Genomic DNA, 17669 nt, shown 5'->3' with positions numbered 1-17669 from the left:
CCTGTTTGCTGACTTCAAACCACCAGCCAACTATTGCCCCTCTTCGGCCATCTGTTTGACGGGTACGATGAAGAATGATGATCTCCTTAATGAGATAGAAGAGGGCTTATGACTAGCCCAGTTTGCTATCTCCTTGGTGATGAGTAAAGGACTCAAACAGCCAGAACAACAGTTCCCTGTGCGAGGGCGCACAGTTTTTCCGAGTCATCATCGACTGCATAAATCTCGCACTGGCAAATGGCCATCCGCTTGCCTACGCTGCGCGCTTGCGCCCGTGCAACCAAATACAAGCCAACGGCAGGACGGACATAGTTGATTTTGAATTCCGAAGTCAGCGCATTTCCACCTAGAGCCAAACCACCAGCGAAGGTGATGGCATTGTCTGCAAGATAGCTGATCACACCACCATGAACAAAACCATGCTGCTGCTTGTGGTGGTCCCGAATGGAGAGCGTCAGCTCGGCGCTGTCTTCACTCGACTGCGTCAGTTCAGCACCGATGAATTGACTGAAGGGTTGACTTGCAAAGACCTGCCGAGCGAATGCTTGGATATCGTCCATCACCTGACTCCTTGGTCATGGGTTTTGATGCCGTCTGTGTAATCTCTTTGGGTTTTAAGCCTGCCAAGAATAAAGCTTACAGTTTTCTAATGAAGGCCAACACACATAGCAGATACTGCCCATCGCATGCGAGAGATCAGCACGCAAGTCTTTCGATTTGCAATATCGGAGGGGCTCGATCTGCAAGACCCCTGCTCAGAAATAAGTGACGCTTTGAAAAAGCCAATCGTCATCCACCGCTCTGCAGTGTCTTTTGCAAGCCGCCCCAGTCGAGCGGTGTACGTGCCGCATGCTCGCCCTTCAATCCACCCAGGCGATTGGGAAACATCAGCTCGGGGTTTCGGTGCGTGGTCCAAAAGCGGCGCTGCACCGAAAGCGTGGCTGCGGGCAAGGGAACCCGCCGATCACGGTTACCTTTGGAGTCTCGAACATGTTCGCGCTTGCGGACCGCATCAATGTCGGCGACCTTCAACGCCAAGCCTTCGCTCAGACGCAATCCCATGCTGTAGAGCGTGAAGAAAAACACTCGGCAACTCAACACCCGAGTGGCGGCAAACTGCGTTTGCGCTTATTCCACGGTGACGATGTCAAGCAAATGCTGAACCTTGGGGGATTTGATGAAGTTCGGGCTGCTCCAGCGTTTGCCCAGCAAGTACAAGTTAAAGAACTTGAAGCCGTAAAGATCGAGTTTGACGGCGCTCGAGGAATGGGAGGCCATCAGGTCGCTGAAAAAGTGGGTCAGAGCTGTTGCGGCAAGCCCGCTCCGCGTAGCGGCTTCGTCCAACGAAGATGCTCAAGCGAGTGAAGCTGCAGCTTGGGTGCGCTGGTTCAGGCGCATTTCGGACAAGGGGCAAGGGGGTTACTGTGATCCGCCTGAAGCAAAGCTTGAGCGTCATGTATCAACGTATTCCAATTTGGAATAAAAAATGCCCACTATGTTAGTGGGCATTTTCAAGGGAACCATTATGGAAAATGGCGGAGTGGACGGGACTCGAACCCGCGACCCCCGGCGTGACAGGCCGGTATTCTAACCAACTGAACTACCACTCCTGGTAGATAGCTTTGCTCTAACTTGCGTTAAAGCCAAGTGCTACAAACTTGGCGACCCTACGGGGATTCGAACCCCGGTACTCACCGTGAAAGGGTGATGTCCTAGGCCTCTAGACGATAGGGTCATAACCTGGACTGATTCTTTCGAATCTTTTCGACACTTTGGTGGAGGTAAGCGGGATCGAACCGCTGACCTCTTGCATGCCATGCAAGCGCTCTCCCAGCTGAGCTATACCCCCCTTTGGTACAACGTTTTGCATTTCTGCTTTACCGTTATGCCTCGTTGGTGTCGAGACTTGAATTATAGACAGGTTTTTAAGCGTTTTGCAAACAGGCCAGAATTTTTTCTCTTTTATTTAAAAGAAGTACCGCATCAAGCGATGGGGTCTGGGCGGTGCCCATGACCAACACGCGCACAGGCATGGCCAAGTGCGGCATTTTGAGTCCGGTAGCCGCCAGCACTTCTTTGATTGCAGCAGAGATGGATGCCTTGTCCCAATCACACACGGCCAATTTGTCGGCCAGCAGCGCCAGCGCAGGCTTGACCGCATCAGTCACATGTTGCGCTTTTTCTTCGGCATTGGGCACCACCTCGATGTAGAAAGCGCTGACCCATTTGGCCAGCACCACCAGCGTCTCGCAGCGGTCTTTGAACAAGCCACAGATGGCCGTCAGGCGCTCGTCGGCCGTCACACCGAGCTTGACCAGGAAGGGTTGAACCCTGGAGGCCAGCACGGCGTCATCCATGGCCTTGAGGTGCTGGGCGTTGACCCAGGCCAGCTTGGCCGCATCCCATTGCGCAGGGCTCTTGGACAGATGGGTGCCATCGAACCACTGCACCATTTGATCGAGGCTGAACAGTTCGTCATCGCCATGGCTCCAACCCAGACGGGCCAGGTAGTTGTTCATGGCTTCGGGCAGGTAGCCCGCTTCGTCGTAGTTGGACACGGCTACGGCGCCTCGGCGCTTGGACAGTTTCTGGCCATCGTCACCCAAGATGACGGGCAGGTGACCGAACTGCGGCAGAGCAGCGCCCAGGGCTCGGTACATATTGATTTGCCAAGGCGTGTTGTTGATGTGCTCGTCACCTCGGAACACATGGCTGATGGCCATGTCCCAATCGTCCACCACCACCGCGAAGTTGTAGGTGGGCACACCATCGGCTCTTTGGATGATCAGGTCGTCGATTTCGGTGTTGCTGATGCTGATCGGGCCTTTGACCAGATCGTCCCAGCTCACCACGCCGTCGACCGGATTGGCAAAACGAATCACCGGCTTCACGCCAGCAGGCACAGGCGGCAGCACCTTGCCCGGTGCCGGACGCCAAGTGCGGTCGTACAAACGCTTTTCGCCACGCGCTTCCTGGGCGGCTTTCATGGCCTCCAGGTTTTCGGGCGTGCAATAGCAGCTGTAAGCCGTGCCTGCGGCCAGCATCTGATCAATCACAGCCTGGTAGCGCTCCAAGCGCTGCATTTGGTAGATCGGGCCTTCGTCGTAGTTCAGGCCCAGCCAGTGCATGGATTGCAGGATCTGGTCGACCGAGTCTTGCGTGGAGCGGGCCACGTCGGTGTCTTCGATGCGCAGCACGAACTCGCCGCCGTAGTGGCGAGCGTAGGCCCAGGAATACAAAGCGGTGCGGGCGGTGCCCAAATGCAGAAACCCCGTGGGAGACGGGGCGATGCGGGTGCGGATTTTGGTCATGGTTTCAGCTCAGGAAGGGGCCGCCAACGGCCCCTTATTGGGATATCAAAAAGTGTCGAGGCCACGGGTCAGATCGGCCTGGACGTCTTGCGGGTACTCCAGACCCACGGCTACTCGGATCAGGCCTTGCCCAATGCCAGCGGCTTGGCGCTGCGCCTCCGTCAGTCGGCCGTGCGAGGTGCTGGCCGGGTGCGCCACCATGGTTTTGGTGTCACCCAGGTTGGTGGCCAGAGACAGCATTTGCATTTGGTCCATCACATGGAAAGCACGTTGGCGCGATTGCTCGGGGCCCTCGGCTTTCACATCAAAGGACAAGACCGCGCCGCCCAGGCCCGACATCTGGCGCATGGCCAAGTCGTGCTGAGGGTGGCTGGCCAAGCCAGGGTAGTGCACACGCGCCACGGCGGGGTGCTTTTCCAGCCATTCGGCCAAAATTTGCGCACGGGCCGTTTGGGCACGCATGCGCAAGTCAAGGGTCTCCATCCCCTTGAGTACCACCCACGCATTGAAAGGCGCGAGCGTCATGCCGCCGCTTTTGAGCACAGGCAAAAACTTCTCGGTGATCATTTCCTGGGATGCGCACAGCGCCCCTGCCATCACCCTGCCCTGCCCGTCCAGGTATTTGGTGCCCGAGTGCATGATGATGTCGGCCCCCATGGCCACAGGGCGTTGCAAGGCGGGCGTGGCAAAGCAGTTGTCCACGGCAAACAAAGCGCCTGCATTGTGGGCAATGTCGGCCAGGGCCTGGATATCGCACACTTCGGTCAGCGGGTTGGTGGGCGTCTCGGCAAACAGCAATCGGGTATTTGGGCGGACCGCCGCTTGCCATTCGTTCAAGTCGGTTTGCGAGACAAAACTGGACTCCACCCCGAACTTGGCAAGGTCTGAACCAATGAGTTTGATGGTCGAGCCGAACATGGAGCGCGAGCACACCACATGGTCGCCCGCCTTCAAGAGGCCCATGCACATCATCAGGATGGCAGCCATACCGGATGCCGTGCCCATGGCGGCTTCAGTGCCTTCTAGTGCGGCCAGGCGCATTTCCATGCTGCTCACGGTGGGGTTGCCGTAGCGGCCGTAGGTGTAGCCCTCTTCATCGCCCGCAAAGCGGGCAGCGGCGGCAGCGGCCGTGGGTTGCACGTAGCCGCTGGTCAGGTACAGGGCTTCGGAGTTTTCGCCGTATTGGCTGCGCTCCACTGCGGCTCGCACAGCCAGGGTCTCGATGTGCAGATCGTCCAATCGTGTTTTTGCGGTCATGCGGGTCCTCACTCGCTGGCGTTGGGCAAAGCCAAACGCGAATTGTCTTCGGCGCCCTCTTCGGTCTGAGGGCGCGACTCGTTCAGACGGCTGATGTCGTCCGCCGAGATGTCGCCGGTCACATAGACACCGTCAAAACATGAGGCGTCAAATGCCGACAAAGCACCGGCACCCGAGACACGGGCCTGGGCCACGGCCGACTTCATGGCGTCCACGTCCTGATAAATCAGGGCGTCGCAGCCAATGATTTGACGGATTTCTTCGATGCTGCGGCCATGCGCCACCAGCTCTTCCTTGGTGGGCATGTCGATGCCGTACACATTGGGGTAACGCACGGGTGGCGCAGCGCTGGCCATGTAGACCTTGCGTGCACCGGCGTCACGCGCCATTTGCACGATTTCGCGGCTGGTGGTGCCGCGCACGATGGAGTCATCCACCAACAACACATTGCGACCCTTGAACTCGCTGACGATGGTGTTGAGCTTTTGGCGTACAGACTTCTTGCGCACAGACTGGCCCGGCATGATGAAGGTGCGGCCCACGTAACGGTTTTTCACAAAGCCTTCACGGTAAGGGATGCCCAGCAGGTGTGCCAGTTGCATGGCACTGGGGCGACTCGACTCGGGGATCGGGATCACCACATCAATGTCATTGGGCGGCACAGTGGAGATCACACGCTTGGCCAGCGTCTCACCCAAATTCAAACGGGCTTGGTACACCGAAATGCCGTCCATGGTCGAGTCAGGGCGGGCCAGGTACACGTATTCAAAAATACAGGGGCTCAACTGCGCCTTGTCCGAGCAGGCTTGGCTGTGCAACTGGCCTTGCAGGTCCACAAAAATCGCTTCGCCCGGGGCCACATCGCGCTCAAATTGGTGCGTGGTGCCGTCCAGCGCCACCGACTCGCTGGCCAGCATGATGCTGCCGTCGGCACCACGACCCAGGCACAGTGGGCGGATGCCGTGCGGGTCTCTGAAAGCCAGCAGGCCATGGCCCGCGATCAGGGCGATCACGGCATAAGAGCCTTTGACGCGGCGGTTCACACCGCGCACCGCTTCAAACACATCGCCGGGCTTCAGGGGCAAGCCGCGGGTGGTCTTTTCCAGTTCGTGAGCCAACACGTTGAGCAGCACCTCGGAATCGCTCTCGGTGTTGATGTGGCGATGGTCATTGGAAAACAACTCGGCCTTGAGCGCATGTGCATTGGTCAAGTTGCCGTTGTGCACCAACACCAAGCCAAACGGGGCATTCACATAAAAAGGCTGGGCCTCTTCTTCGCTGAAGGCATTGCCCGCGGTGGGGTAGCGCACCTGACCCAGACCGCAGTTGCCAGGCAGCGCCCGCATGTTGCGCGTGCGAAACACATCACGCACCATGCCTTTGGCCTTGTGCATGAAAAATTTGCGGTCCAGCTGGGTGACGATGCCTGCCGCATCCTGACCGCGATGCTGCAAGAGCAGCAAAGCGTCATAAATCAGCTGATTGACCGGTGCGCTGCTCACAACGCCAACAATTCCACACATACTTACTTCCGTTCAAAAATCGAACCACCCCGAAACACTCAGGGCAAATATTTCACAAAGGCTGCGGGCAACAAAGGCTTCAAACCCTCAAGCGTGATGTCCAGAAAGGCCGGACCCCGGGCAGATTGCCACCAATCCCCCCCCGACAGCCCGGTCAATTGCACCACCACGGTCAACGCCAGCAACAACACCACCCCTCGGGCCAAACCAAAACCGGCCCCCAAGACGCGGTCCACAGGGCGCAAACCCACGCTTTCCACCAGTTTTTTGATCAGCCAGGTCAGCACGCCCACAGCCAGCAAAATGAGCACAAAAACCACCACAAAGGCCACAGCGTATTGCACCGCAGCGGACGCGCCTTTGACAAAAGGCAACCAGTCAATCACATCAACGGCCAGCCACTGCGCACCCACAAAAGCCGCCACCCAGCCTGCCAGGGACAAAACCTCAAACACGAATCCGCGCCAAAACCCGAGCACCATGGACAGGGCCAGCACGCCCAGCAGCATCCAGTCGGTGAGCACCATCTCCATCGTCAAATCTTCAGAATCGAAGGCGCAAAGTCAAGTTTGCGAATGCGGGCAGCCGCCTTCTCTGCATCATCACGGTTGTCAAAGGGCCCCACGCGCACGCGGGTGGTTTTTTTGCCCTCTTTGCCATCGACCACCTGGGTGTAAGTCTTGAAGCCGGACTGCTCCAGTTTGCGGCGCGCATCTTGTACTTTGTCAGCATCGGTGAAGGCCCCGACTTGAATGACCACGCGCTCAACCGCTGGTTTGACGGGTTTACCCTCCAGCAAGGCTTGCGCCTTGCTGCCGTCATCCGGAGGCTTGACCACAGTTGCCGGGGCAGGTTTGTCGGGTTTTGCGGGGGAAGTCGGTTTGACCTCAGGTTTTGGGGCTGTGTCTTTGGGTTTGTCGGCAGGTGCTTCGGTGGCGGGCACCGTGGTCTGTGCTTTAGGGGCTGCAGGCTTGCCCGCTTGCGCCATCACGGCAGCAGGCTCAGGCACCGGCAAGACGACTTCCTCACGCGCATCCAAGCTGGCATGAGCAGGCACAGAATCAGATGCGGGCAACAGAGGTTTGGCCGGGGCTTGAGCAGAGGGCACCGCTTGAGGGCTGGTCAAAGGCGAGGCCGTCTGGCGATCAGGAATCACGATGGGCGTGTCCACTGCCACCGGCCGGGGCTGGGTATCAAACAACAAGGGAAAGCCCACCACCGCCACCAACACCAGCACCACAGCACCCATCAGGCGATGCCGTGCCCGCCTGCGAACGATGTCGATGTTTTGGCTAGGCCCGGAGGGAACCGCCTCGACCGAAGCGGCTTGACCGGGCAAACGGAACTTGAAAAAGGCCATGGCTGTGTGCTCAGGGGCTGAGGTGTTTGGCTTGAAGGCGGGGAATTCCCTCTTGCAAAACACCGCCCACGGTGTAAAAGGAGCCAAAGACGATGATTCTATCAGCCGGGTTGGCCGCCTCCATGGCTGCCTGCAGCGCCGTCATGGGGTCCGGATGAACGCTGGACGAGGCATCCGCACGCTGGTTTTGCGCCCCCCAGATCCGCTGCAAATCGACCGCCTTGGCCGCCCTGGGCAAGGGCAAGTCGGTGAAATACCAACGGTCAATCATGGGGTTGACCCGCTGCAACATCGACTGCAAGTCCTTGTCAGCCATGGCCCCCACCACCGCATGGGTCGTGGGATAAAAACCCATGGCGTCCAGATTGACGGCCAGCGCCGCCACCGAATGGGGGTTGTGCGCCACATCCAGGACCAGCACCGGCTCACCAGGCACGATCTGAAAGCGCCCAGGCAACTCGACCATGGCCAGACCGTTGCGCACAGCCTGAGCGGTGACGGGAATGCGCGGACGCAGCGCGTCCAGAGCCGCCAGCACGCCTGAGGCATTGACCAACTGGTTCGCCCCGCGCAAGGCCGGATAAGCCATGCCGCTGTAACGACGCCCACGTCCTGCCCAGGCCCATTGCAACTTGTCCCCCGAGAAATTGAAATCCTGCCCAAAACGCCACAGGTCAGCACCAATGGCCGCAGCATGGTCCAGCACGCTTTGCGGCGGCACCGGATCGCTGACCACCACAGGGTGCCCGGCGCGCATGATGCCCGCCTTCTCAAAACCAATGCTTTCGCGGTCTTTGCCCAAAATGGCGGTGTGGTCAATGTCGATGCTGGTGATCACCGCGCAATTGGCGTCGATGATGTTGACCGCATCCAGGCGCCCACCCAGACCCACTTCCAAAATGGCCACATCCAGATGGGAGCGGGCCATGAGATGCAAGATGGCCAGGGTGCTGAACTCGAAATAAGTCAGGCTGACATCGCCACGCACTGCATCGACCGCCGCAAATGCCTCAGCCAGCGCCTGGGCAGACGCGGACTCGCCGTGCAAACGGCATCGCTCCTCAAAATGCACCAAGTGCGGCGAGGTGTAGACGCCAGTGCGGTAACCCGCTTGCAACAAAATGGCTTCGAGCATGGCGCAAGTCGAACCCTTGCCGTTGGTGCCCGCCACGGTGATGACCGGGCACTCGAACTTCAAAGCCATGCGGTCAGCCACGGTTTTCACGCGGTCCAGCCCCATGTCAATGGCCACGGGGTGTAGTTGCTCGCACCAGTCGAGCCATTCCTGTAGAGTCTTCATAGGCGGCGATTGTCGCCCACTCTCAACACTTTCATCTTGAACAAAGCCCCCATGGAACTGACTGTTTACGGCATCCCCAACTGCGACAGCGTGAAAAAAGCACGCACCTGGCTCACCGACCACGGCCTGAGCTACACCTTCCACGATTTCAAAAAACAAGGCGTTCCCGCTGCCGAACTGGCCGCCTGGGTGGGCGCTGCGGGCTGGGAAACCGTGCTCAACCGCAAAGGCACGACCTGGCGCAAACTCGACCCTTCAGTGCACAGCGGCGTGACAGACAGCGCCAGCGCCCAGCAAGTGATGCAGCAACATGCCAGCACCATCAAACGCCCGGTGATCGCCTGGCCATCGGGGCGCATCACCGTCGGTCACGTTCCTGACCAGTGGCCAGCATGATTTTTTTGTAACGGATCTTTACCTGCCAAACATGCACCAACGCAGGCACCACAGTTAAACTCAGGCCATATTTGACGGAGATTCTCATCATGAAAACACTGACGAGTACCCTTTTGCTGGTCACCGCCGGATGGGCACAAGCCCAGGAGGTCGGCCAAGTGATTTCACGCACAGCGGTTTACCAACAAGTGACCGTTCCGCGTCAAACCTGCAGCCAGGCCCAGGTGATCGTGCAAAACCCGTCTTCCGGTGCAGGTGCCTTGATGGGTGCCATTGCTGGAGGGGCTGTTGGCAGCCAGATTGGCGGCGGCTCGGGCCAGGCCCTGGCCACCATGGTGGGCTTCATTGGTGGCGCTGTGATGGGTGACAAAATCGAAAACCCCGGCAGCCAACTGCAAAACCAGACCACTTGCAGCACACACAACGTGTATGAAAACCGCCTGGTGGGTTACAACGTGGTTTACGAATATGCGGGCAAGCAATACTCTGTGCAATTGCCGCAAGACCCCGGCCCCACCATCCAGGTGCAAGTCACCCCCCTGAGTGCACCACGGTCCGAGGCACCCGTTGTCGGGCCAACCGTGGTCAGTGCGCCCACAACCACCGTTTACACACAAGCCCCTGTTGTCTATGTGCCGACACCGGTTTACCGTACTTATCCGACCATTTACCCGCCCGTCTACACCCACGTCAACCTGGGATGGGGCTGGGGCGGCGGCCACCGCCACGGCCACCGACACGGCCACTGGCGCTGAGGACAGCAGAGGCAAAGCCCCTCAACTGACCTAAAATCGCGGGTTGTTTGTTTGACCCAAGCGCAGGGGCCACATCAGGCCCCTGTTTCATTTGCAGCCCCCTACGCTTTATCCAGCACACCATGACCACCCAAACCATCGACGGCGTCTCCGTCAACACCCAAGCCAATGTTTACTTTGACGGCAAATGCGTCAGCCACGGCCTGACCCTGGCCGACGGCACCAAACTGTCGGTGGGCGTGATCTTGCCCGCCACCCTCACCTTCAACACCGGTGCGCCCGAAATCATGGAATGCGTGGGCGGCTTTTGCGAATACAAGCTCGACGGCAGCACCGAGTGGGTCAAGTCCAGCGCAGGCGAAGAGTTCAGCATCCCCGGCAACTCCAAGTTCGAAATCCGCGTGACCGAGCCTTATCACTACATCTGCCACTTCGGTTGAACCCCTCATGAGCACCATCCTGCAAAACCTGCCCAAAGGGCAAAAAGTCGGTATCGCCTTCTCGGGCGGCCTGGACACGTCTGCCGCCCTGCTGTGGATGAAGCAAAAGGGCGCCCTGCCCTACGCCTACACCGCCAACCTGGGCCAGCCTGACGAGTCGGACTACAACGAGATTCCCCGCAAAGCGATGGAATACGGCGCTGAAAAAGCCCGCCTGGTCGACTGCCGCACCCAACTGGCGCACGAAGGCATTGCCGCCATTCAATGCGGTGCCTTCCATATTTCAACGGGCGGCATCACCTACTTCAACACCACCCCGCTAGGCCGCGCCGTCACGGGCACCATGCTGGTGGCCGCGATGAAGGAAGACGATGTCAACATCTGGGGCGACGGCTCCACCTTCAAGGGCAACGACATCGAGCGCTTTTACCGCTACGGTTTGCTGACCAACCCGAGCCTCAAGATCTACAAGCCTTGGCTGGACCAGCTGTTCATCGACGAGTTGGGTGGCCGCGCCGAAATGAGCGCCTTCATGACCGCCAACGGCTTTGGCTACAAGATGAGCGCCGAAAAGGCCTACTCCACCGACAGCAACATGCTGGGCGCGACCCACGAAGCCAAGGACCTGGAAAGCCTGCAAAGTGGCATGAAGATCGTCAACCCCATCATGGGTGTGGCGTTCTGGAAGCCCGAAGTCGAGGTCAAGGCCGAAGAAGTGAGCGTGCGCTTTGAAGAAGGCATGCCCGTGGCCCTGAATGGCGTGGAATACGCCGACCCGGTGGAGCTGTTCCTCAAGGCCAACGAAATCGGCGGCCGCCACGGCTTGGGCATGAGCGACCAGATCGAAAACCGCATCATCGAAGCCAAGAGCCGCGGCATCTACGAAGCCCCAGGCATGGCGCTGCTGCACATCGCCTACGAGCGCCTGGTCACCGGTATCCACAACGAAGACACCATCGAGCAGTACCGCATTAACGGCCTGCGCCTGGGCCGTCTGTTGTACCAAGGCCGCTGGTTCGACCCACAGTCCATCATGCTGCGCGAAACCGCACAGCGCTGGGTGGCCCGCGCCGTGACCGGCACCGTGACGCTGGAGCTGCGCCGTGGCAACGACTACAGCATCCTCAACACCGAATCGCCCAACCTGACTTACGCCCCCGAGCGTTTGAGCATGGAAAAAGTGGAAGACGCGCCGTTCAGCCCGCTGGACCGCATCGGCCAGCTGACCATGCGCAACCTCGACATCGTCGACACCCGCGCCAAGCTGGGCATCTACGCGCACGCTGGCTTGTTGTCGGTGGGCGAAGGCCCGCACATCTACAAGCTGGATGGCAGCGGTAAGAAGTGATGCTTTGATGCTTCAGTGAAAAACGGCCTTAGGGCCGTTTTTTGTTGTCTTCTGGTTTTTTTGCTTTGCGGGCATTTGCAGCCTTGACACTGCGGCCAGCTGACCAGCCTCATAACTCGCTTCGCTCACCAAATCGGCTGGTCCGGCCGTCCACAGCGCCAAAGCTGCGTTATGGGCGGTCTAATTCATACAGACGGTGGCCATCGCTTGGCTACATGCAACACCCGCAACACACGGACTTGGTCATTCACAAGGTCATAAACCAATATGTAATTTGGGTGCACTACCCACTCGCGCGTACCTCTTACCCGGCCCAATCGTCCCAAACCAGATTGGTCCAGCAACAAGCATGCTTGTTGTGAAAACAGCTCATCCATGACCAACGCTGCGAACGGATTGTCAGCCTCTATGTAGTCGTAAATGCTCTCCCGGTCCTGAATGGACTCAGGGGTCCAGAGCAAGTCCATCACCCAGTCGCTTCAAGCTTGCTGCGTGTCGCGGCGCGACGGGCGGAGAACTTGGCTTCCACATCAGCTGCGGCAACCAAATTTCCGGCATTGGCCGAATCCATCCCCGCTTGAACTTGCCGCCTGAACCAAGCGTCGTGGTCAGCGGCGCTTTGCTGTTGCTGCACGAACTCCCGCATGAAATCTCGCAACAACTGTGCACCGCTGCGGTCCCGCTCTTTGGCCGCCAAAGTGAATTGCTCTTTCAGGGACTCTTCAACCCGAAAGGTAAAAGTGGCATCGCTCATGGCCCGTCCTCTTGTGTTACAAACAAAGTGCATGGTAGCACTTCACCAATCTTCTGCCAGACGAATGTTGTGAGCCAAAACCCCACTCAAGTTATCGCTTCCCAATACGGTGAACTACTCCCCAGAAACCTTGTGTGAGCGATCTGTTGCTGCTTAAGTGAGCAGTCGCAGAAAACCACTTTGCGGCCATTTTTTTCAGCGATCAAACCTCAGTTCACCAAGTAAGCCCGTGCTTAGATCATGAAAATGCTCTTCGATTTGGCAGGGATCAAGGCTCCAAAGACCGGCGAGCTCGGTCACATTTGTTTCGCTCGGCATTGCACTGCGTCTGAGGCGTTGTAACGCCTCCTTACGGCTCAGCCCTGAATTGCAGAGGGCATCTACTTCGGCCTGCTGCTTTTCGAGCAGCCCAAAAATCTCATCCGTTGCTGCTTGTTGTCCCATTCCGGTGAGATCGGGCATTCCAAGTTCTCGCTCTTCTTTCGTTTGCGACCCACGATTGAGGTACACCCAACCATCCGCATAGGTAAATGAGCGGTACATGCGTTCAGTACGCCGCGTCCAAGTGACAGAATCAGACACCCGGTGACTGGCGAAATACTGCACTTCATGAAAATGAGACGACAGTCGCAACATCAGGTAGTCAAACCTATTTGTAATCGCATTGAAATCGACATCTCTGCCGCTCAATTCAGCCGGGTATGGCAGTTCTCCACCCACCACCAAAATCCAGCCATTGAGCGGAGGCGTCAAGAAAACCTTGCGATCAGGGTTGCCGGATAAGAGGTTAGTCTTTACAGCAAGCTTCAAGCCTGTTTGCCAATTGGCCACTTGCACACCAACAAGACCGAGCACGCGTGCAACCAAGGCCACATCTTCGGTCGCTACAGCAAACCATCCCACCTTGTATCCAAATGACAAGGGGTGGTCTGGTTTAGACGAAACCTCAAATATACCTACACCCACATCGGAATTGGCCCCATTCGAATTCGACCTGAACAACCTTGACAGCCACGAAATCACAACAGCCTCCAATCATTTTTCATCAAATCACCACCGGCTCAGGCTCCAACCGAATCCCGAAGCGCTCGTACACACTGGTCTGAATCGCCTTGGCCAGCGTCATCACCTCGCCGCCCGTGCAGGGGTGTTCATCAGTCCCCCGGTTGACCAACACCAGCGCCTGCTTTTCATAGACCCCCGCATGGCCCACGGTCTTGCCTTTCCAACCGCAGGCGTCGATCAGCCAGCCCGCCGCCAGCTTGATGCTGCCGTCGGGCATGGGGTAATGCACCACCTTGGGGTCGCGAGCGATGATGTCGGCGCATTGTTCGGGGCTGACGGAGGGGTTTTTAAAGAAGCTGCCCGCGTTGCCGATCACCTGCGGGTCGGGCAGCTTGGCGCGGCGAATCGCCACCACCCAATCAAAAATCTGCCGGGCATCGGGGGTGCGAATGCCCGTCTCGGCCATCTTGCGTTCCAGATCCAGGTAGCCCAGCTCGGGCTTCCAGCGCTTGGGCAGTGCAAAACGCACCCGCAAAATGACGGCCCGCCCGGCCAGGCCCAGAGCTTCCGGGCCGCCTGAAGCGTGTTTGAACACCGAATCGCGGTAGCTGAATCCGCACTGCGCGGCGTTCAGGCTGAACATCTCTCCTGTGAACATGTCCATGGCGTCGAGCGAATCGAACCTGTCTTGCAGTTCCACCCCGTAAGCACCGATGTTCTGAACGGGCGATGCGCCTACGGTGCCCGGAATCAGGGCCATGTTTTCCAGACCCGGGTAGCCCTTGTCCAGTGTCCAAGCCACCAGCGCGTGCCAGTCGACGCCCGCGCCCGCCTCGACGAACCAGTGCTTGTCGGTCTCACCCGACAAGCGAATGCCGGACACCTCCATCTTGAGCACCAGCGCCTTGACGTCACCCGTCAACACAATGTTGCTGCCGCCGCCCAGCACCTGCCTGGGCAAGGTGGCCAGTTGCGGGTCGGCCAATACGGCCAGCAGGTCGGCTTCTGAGCGCACGCGCACCAAAGCTTGGGCCTTGGCGGCGATGCCGAAGGTGTTGTACGGCTGCAGAGGGACATTTTTCTCAAGGAACATGGGAGAATTGTCGCATTCTCAACCTTCGGATTTTTACCGCCATGCCCTCGTTTGATACCGTTTGCGAACCCAATATGGTCGAAGTGCGCAACGCCGTTGACACATCCGCCAAAGAAATCGGCACCCGCTTTGACTTCAAAGGCACCTCAGCCAACATCGAACTCAAGGACAAAGAGATCACGATGTTCGGCGACGCCGACTTTCAGCTCACGCAGGTTGAAGACATCCTGCGCAACAAGCTGACCAAGCGCAATGTGGACGTGCGCTTTTTGGACATTGGCAAGGTCGAAAAAATCGGCGGCGACAAGGTCAAGCAGGTGATCAAGGTGAAAAATGGCATCGAAACCGAAGATGCCAAGAAAATCACCAAGCTGATCAAGGAAAGCAAGCTCAAGGTGCAAGCCTCCATCCAGGGTGATGCCGTGCGCGTCACGGGTGCCAAGCGCGACGACCTGCAAGCGGCCATGGCCCTGCTGCGCAAGGACATGACCGAGCTGCCGCTGTCGTTCGACAATTTCCGCGATTAAGGTCAATCGCTTGCAGGGCAAGCGCCCACAGAGAGAGCGACCCTCAAAAGCCTGATGCGTCAGGCTTTTTTTGCGCCCAATTTGGATTCGGTGCCCGCCAGCAGGCGGTTGATGTTTTCGCGGTGGCGCCACACCAAAAGCAGCGCCATGACCGACAGGCACAGCACCTCAGCCCCCACTGCGTTCCAAGCCGCACCATCACCAAACAGGTAAAACACCGGCGCAAACACCGCCGCCACCATGGACGCCAGCGAGACATAGCGGCTGAAAAACACCACGATGGCAAATGTCCCCACCGTGGCCAGCGCCAGCAGACCGTTCACACCCACCAGCACGCCTACGGCCGTGGCCACGCCCTTACCGCCTTTGAAGCCAAAGAACACCGGGTACAGGTGCCCCAGAAAAGCCGCCAGACCCGCCAAGGCCGCTGCGCCAGCGCCCAAGCCGTAAGGCTGCCCAAAGGTCAACACAGCCGCCACGGGCAACCAGCCCTTCAGCGCGTCCAACAGCAGGGTCAGGATGGCCGCCTTTTTGCTGCCTGAGCGCAGCACATTGGTGGCACCAGGGTTTTTGCTGCCGTAGCTGCGGGGGTCGCTCAGCCCCATCAGGCGGCTGACAATCACCGCAAAACTGAGCGATCCGACCAGATAACTGGTCAGCACCGCGCCCACTTGAATCCACATCTCCATCACGGTCTCCCTTGTTTTTGAATTGGCGTCATTCTGCCAGCGCGCAGTTCACCGGCTGGGCGTCCAGCAACTGCACACACACCTGCGGGTCAATGCCCACCAGATAACCGCGCCGCCCGCCATTGATGCAAATGCGCGGCAGGGTCAGGATGGTTTCTTCGATGAACACCGGCATGGCCCGCCGCGTGGCAAAGGGCGAGGTGCCGCCCACCAGATAACCACTGTGGCGGTTGGCCACCTCGGGGGCGCACGGCTCGATGGATTTGAGCCCCAATTGCCGCGCCAGGTTTTTGGTGGACACCTTGCGGTTACCGTGCATCAGAACCACCAGAGGCTTGGCGTCCTGGTCTTGCATGATCAGGGTCTTGACCACGGCAAACGGGTCCATGCCCAGCACTTGCGCGCTGTGCTGGGCACCGCCGTGCTCCAGGTACTCGTAAGGGTGTTCGGTGAAAGCCACCCCGTGCTGGCGCAACAGCGCCGTGGCCGGGGTTTCACTGACTTTGTCTTTTTTGGCCATGCGCCCGCGCCCCGCTCACAGGGACGGATCGCGGATTTCCCAGCGGATCTGGTCAATGGCCTTGAGCACCTCGGGCGAGAGCTGCACCGACCAGGCAGCCAGGTCTTCGTCCAGCTGCGCCACCGAGGTCACGCCAATGATGGTGCTGGTCACGTTCCAGCGGTGGTAGCAAAAGGCCAGGGCCATTTCGGTGGGTGTCAGGCCGTTGTCACGCGCCAATTGGTTGTAGCGGCGAGCAGCAGCCAAAGCTTCTGGACGGGACCAACACTGCTTGCGCACCGACTCGTACCGAGACACGCGGCCATCGGGGGCACCGGGGCCTTCAAAGCCGGTTTCATCGTACTTGCCGGTGAGCAAGCCAAAGCCCAGCGGCGAATAAGCCAACAAGGACACATTCAGGCGGTGGCAGGTCTCGTCCAGGCCGTTGTCATACACCCGGTTGACCAGCGCATAGGGGTTTTGCACGGTGGCCACGCGCGGCAAGCCGTGCTGCTCGGCCAGGCGCACGAATTCGTGCACGCCGTAGGGCGTTTCGTTGGACAGGCCGATGTGGCGCACCTTGCCCGCCTTGACCAGCTGGGCCAGGGCTTCGAGTTGTTCATGGATGGAGGTGGCTGGCTTGTCCTTGCTCGGGTCGAAATAATGGAAACCCAGCGCCATCACATGGCGCTCGGGCCAGTGGATCTGGTACAGGTCAATCACATCGGTCTGCAGGCGGCGCAAGCTGCCTTCGCAGGAGGTCAGGATGTCTTGTGCCGTCATGCCCGCACCCTCGCGCACCCAGGGCATGCTGCGCGAGGGGCCCGCCACCTTGGTGGCCAGCACCAGCTTTTGGCGCGCACCAGGGTTTTTGGCAAACCAGTTGCCAATGTAGGTTTCGGTCAGGCCACAGGTGTCGGCCGTGGCGGGCACGGCATACATTTCGGCGGTGTCGATGAAGTTGATGCCAGCGGCCAAAGAGCGGTCGAGGATGGCGTGAGCCCCCTCTTCGCTCACTTGCTGACCAAAGGTCATGGTGCCCAGACAAATGGGGGTCACCTGCAGATCGGATTGGCCGAGTTGGACAAGTTTCATGGGGGTTTCCTGTGAAGTTTTTTGTTCGATCACTGCGGGCACATGGTGCGCCCAGACTGATCGTGCTTATTTTGTCATGCTGAAGGGATACGGTCCTGTGAGGTGTTCAATCAACAAGGGAGTTGCAGCTTGAGCCTTTGGGTCAGACACTGAGGCCTCCGGCAAAGGCCCATGTCGGGGTCTTCGACCACCGACCTACAAGGGCGCTGTCTCAGTAGGTCGGCACTCGAAGAGTCCGACATGGGTTGGCAAGGCGCATATGACCGATGCAGGCTTTGCCGGGGGATCACACAAGTGTCGGGGTCTTCGACCACCGA

Annotated in this window: 21 protein-coding genes and 3 tRNA genes; 5 read left to right on the top strand and 19 right to left on the bottom strand. The window is 58.9% G+C overall.

Annotated features, from left to right (window positions below):
• Positions 1 to 152 precede the first annotated feature (152 nt).
• From H663_RS21535 to folC, 12 genes are all read right to left on the bottom strand, one after another.
• Positions 153 to 560 carry a PaaI family thioesterase gene (locus H663_RS21535; RefSeq protein WP_053174834.1) on the bottom strand — a complete coding sequence of 136 codons (408 nt, stop codon included), beginning with the start codon at positions 558 to 560 and terminating at the stop codon, positions 153 to 155.
• A 229-nt stretch (positions 561 to 789) separates the two neighbouring features.
• Entirely contained in the window at positions 790 to 1086 is a 297-nt protein-coding gene (locus H663_RS42020) for a tyrosine-type recombinase/integrase (RefSeq protein WP_053174831.1), read from the bottom strand.
• Between the two features lie 42 nt (positions 1087 to 1128).
• Positions 1129 to 1278 carry a hypothetical protein gene (locus tag H663_RS42015; protein ID WP_205872660.1) on the bottom strand — a complete coding sequence of 50 codons (150 nt, stop codon included), beginning with the start codon at positions 1276 to 1278 and terminating at the stop codon, positions 1129 to 1131.
• A gap of 255 nt (positions 1279 to 1533) precedes the next feature.
• Positions 1534 to 1610, bottom strand: a tRNA-Asp gene (locus tag H663_RS21525).
• 49 nt (positions 1611 to 1659) lie between these two features.
• Positions 1660 to 1735: transfer RNA gene (locus H663_RS21520), tRNA-Glu, on the bottom strand.
• 38 nt (positions 1736 to 1773) lie between these two features.
• Positions 1774 to 1849, bottom strand: a tRNA-Ala gene (locus H663_RS21515).
• 76 nt (positions 1850 to 1925) lie between these two features.
• Positions 1926 to 3311, bottom strand: a complete 1386-nt coding sequence (gltX, locus tag H663_RS21510; protein ID WP_053174825.1) for a glutamate--tRNA ligase — start codon at positions 3309 to 3311, stop codon at positions 1926 to 1928.
• Positions 3312 to 3356: 45 nt separating this feature from the next.
• Positions 3357 to 4568, bottom strand: a complete 1212-nt coding sequence (locus tag H663_RS21505) for an O-succinylhomoserine sulfhydrylase (RefSeq protein WP_053174822.1) — start codon at positions 4566 to 4568, stop codon at positions 3357 to 3359.
• Positions 4569 to 4576: 8 nt separating this feature from the next.
• Positions 4577 to 6091 carry an amidophosphoribosyltransferase gene (purF, locus tag H663_RS21500; protein WP_053174820.1) on the bottom strand — a complete coding sequence of 505 codons (1515 nt, stop codon included), beginning with the start codon at positions 6089 to 6091 and terminating at the stop codon, positions 4577 to 4579.
• 38 nt (positions 6092 to 6129) lie between these two features.
• Positions 6130 to 6618, bottom strand: a complete 489-nt coding sequence (locus H663_RS21495; protein WP_053176826.1) for a CvpA family protein — start codon at positions 6616 to 6618, stop codon at positions 6130 to 6132.
• 8 nt (positions 6619 to 6626) lie between these two features.
• Positions 6627 to 7451 carry an SPOR domain-containing protein gene (locus H663_RS21490; RefSeq protein WP_053174817.1) on the bottom strand — a complete coding sequence of 275 codons (825 nt, stop codon included), beginning with the start codon at positions 7449 to 7451 and terminating at the stop codon, positions 6627 to 6629.
• Between the two features lie 10 nt (positions 7452 to 7461).
• Positions 7462 to 8751: a bifunctional tetrahydrofolate synthase/dihydrofolate synthase gene (gene folC, locus H663_RS21485; RefSeq protein WP_053174815.1), complete on the bottom strand. Its 1290-nt coding sequence runs from the start codon at positions 8749 to 8751 to the stop codon at positions 7462 to 7464.
• Between the two features lie 51 nt (positions 8752 to 8802).
• Between folC and H663_RS21480 the strand changes: the two genes are divergently transcribed.
• The 4 genes from H663_RS21480 to argG all read left to right on the top strand — a co-directional run bounded on the left by H663_RS21480 (position 8803) and on the right by argG (position 11690).
• Positions 8803 to 9147 carry an arsenate reductase gene (locus H663_RS21480; protein ID WP_053176824.1) on the top strand — a complete coding sequence of 115 codons (345 nt, stop codon included), beginning with the start codon at positions 8803 to 8805 and terminating at the stop codon, positions 9145 to 9147.
• Positions 9148 to 9236: 89 nt separating this feature from the next.
• Positions 9237 to 9902 (top strand): glycine zipper 2TM domain-containing protein, encoded by a 666-nt coding sequence (locus H663_RS21475; protein ID WP_053174813.1) that lies wholly within the window; start codon positions 9237 to 9239, stop codon positions 9900 to 9902.
• A gap of 122 nt (positions 9903 to 10024) precedes the next feature.
• Complete coding sequence (gene ppnP / locus H663_RS21470; protein ID WP_053174810.1) at positions 10025 to 10342, top strand: pyrimidine/purine nucleoside phosphorylase; 318 nt, start codon at positions 10025 to 10027, stop codon at positions 10340 to 10342.
• Positions 10343 to 10349: 7 nt separating this feature from the next.
• A complete protein-coding gene (argG, locus tag H663_RS21465; protein WP_053174808.1) occupies positions 10350 to 11690 on the top strand; it encodes an argininosuccinate synthase in 1341 nt (446 codons plus the stop codon).
• Between the two features lie 185 nt (positions 11691 to 11875).
• Here argG and H663_RS21460 read toward each other — a convergent pair whose 3' ends face one another.
• The 4 genes from H663_RS21460 to murB form a co-directional block, all read right to left on the bottom strand.
• Positions 11876 to 12157: a type II toxin-antitoxin system RelE/ParE family toxin gene (locus H663_RS21460; protein WP_053174805.1), complete on the bottom strand. Its 282-nt coding sequence runs from the start codon at positions 12155 to 12157 to the stop codon at positions 11876 to 11878.
• On the bottom strand, positions 12157 to 12444 hold the full coding sequence (locus H663_RS21455) for a CopG family ribbon-helix-helix protein (RefSeq protein ID WP_053174801.1): 288 nt from the start codon (positions 12442 to 12444) through the stop codon (positions 12157 to 12159). The genes H663_RS21460 and H663_RS21455 overlap by 1 nt, the downstream gene beginning before the upstream one ends.
• 195 nt (positions 12445 to 12639) lie before the next feature.
• Positions 12640 to 13365, bottom strand: coding sequence for a hypothetical protein (locus tag H663_RS21450; protein WP_133239936.1), 726 nt, complete (start codon positions 13363 to 13365; stop codon positions 12640 to 12642).
• A gap of 124 nt (positions 13366 to 13489) precedes the next feature.
• Positions 13490 to 14542, bottom strand: a complete 1053-nt coding sequence (gene murB, locus H663_RS21445) for a UDP-N-acetylmuramate dehydrogenase (RefSeq protein WP_053174794.1) — start codon at positions 14540 to 14542, stop codon at positions 13490 to 13492.
• A 41-nt stretch (positions 14543 to 14583) separates the two neighbouring features.
• Here murB and H663_RS21440 point away from each other — a divergent pair, with 41 nt between their 5' ends.
• Complete coding sequence (locus H663_RS21440; RefSeq protein WP_053174791.1) at positions 14584 to 15069, top strand: YajQ family cyclic di-GMP-binding protein; 486 nt, start codon at positions 14584 to 14586, stop codon at positions 15067 to 15069.
• A gap of 59 nt (positions 15070 to 15128) precedes the next feature.
• Here H663_RS21440 and plsY read toward each other — a convergent pair whose 3' ends face one another.
• From plsY to H663_RS21425, 3 genes are read right to left on the bottom strand one after another with little or no spacing between them, the layout of a single operon-like run.
• The gene (gene plsY / locus H663_RS21435) at positions 15129 to 15758 is read right to left on the bottom strand and encodes a glycerol-3-phosphate 1-O-acyltransferase PlsY (RefSeq protein WP_053174788.1); all 630 of its coding nucleotides are present in this window, start codon (positions 15756 to 15758) and stop codon (positions 15129 to 15131) included.
• 28 nt (positions 15759 to 15786) lie between these two features.
• Positions 15787 to 16278 (bottom strand): aminoacyl-tRNA deacylase, encoded by a 492-nt coding sequence (locus H663_RS21430; protein ID WP_053174784.1) that lies wholly within the window; start codon positions 16276 to 16278, stop codon positions 15787 to 15789.
• A 15-nt stretch (positions 16279 to 16293) separates the two neighbouring features.
• Positions 16294 to 17352: an aldo/keto reductase gene (locus H663_RS21425; RefSeq protein WP_053174781.1), complete on the bottom strand. Its 1059-nt coding sequence runs from the start codon at positions 17350 to 17352 to the stop codon at positions 16294 to 16296.
• Between the last annotated feature and the right edge of the window lie 317 nt (positions 17353 to 17669).

It is taken from the genome of Limnohabitans planktonicus II-D5 (assembly GCF_001270065.2).
In the GTDB taxonomy this organism is placed as follows: Bacteria; Pseudomonadota; Gammaproteobacteria; order Burkholderiales; family Burkholderiaceae_C; genus Limnohabitans_A; species Limnohabitans_A planktonicus.
Note: the sequence above shows the minus strand (reverse complement) of the source record. Positions and strands in the feature narration are given on the sequence as shown.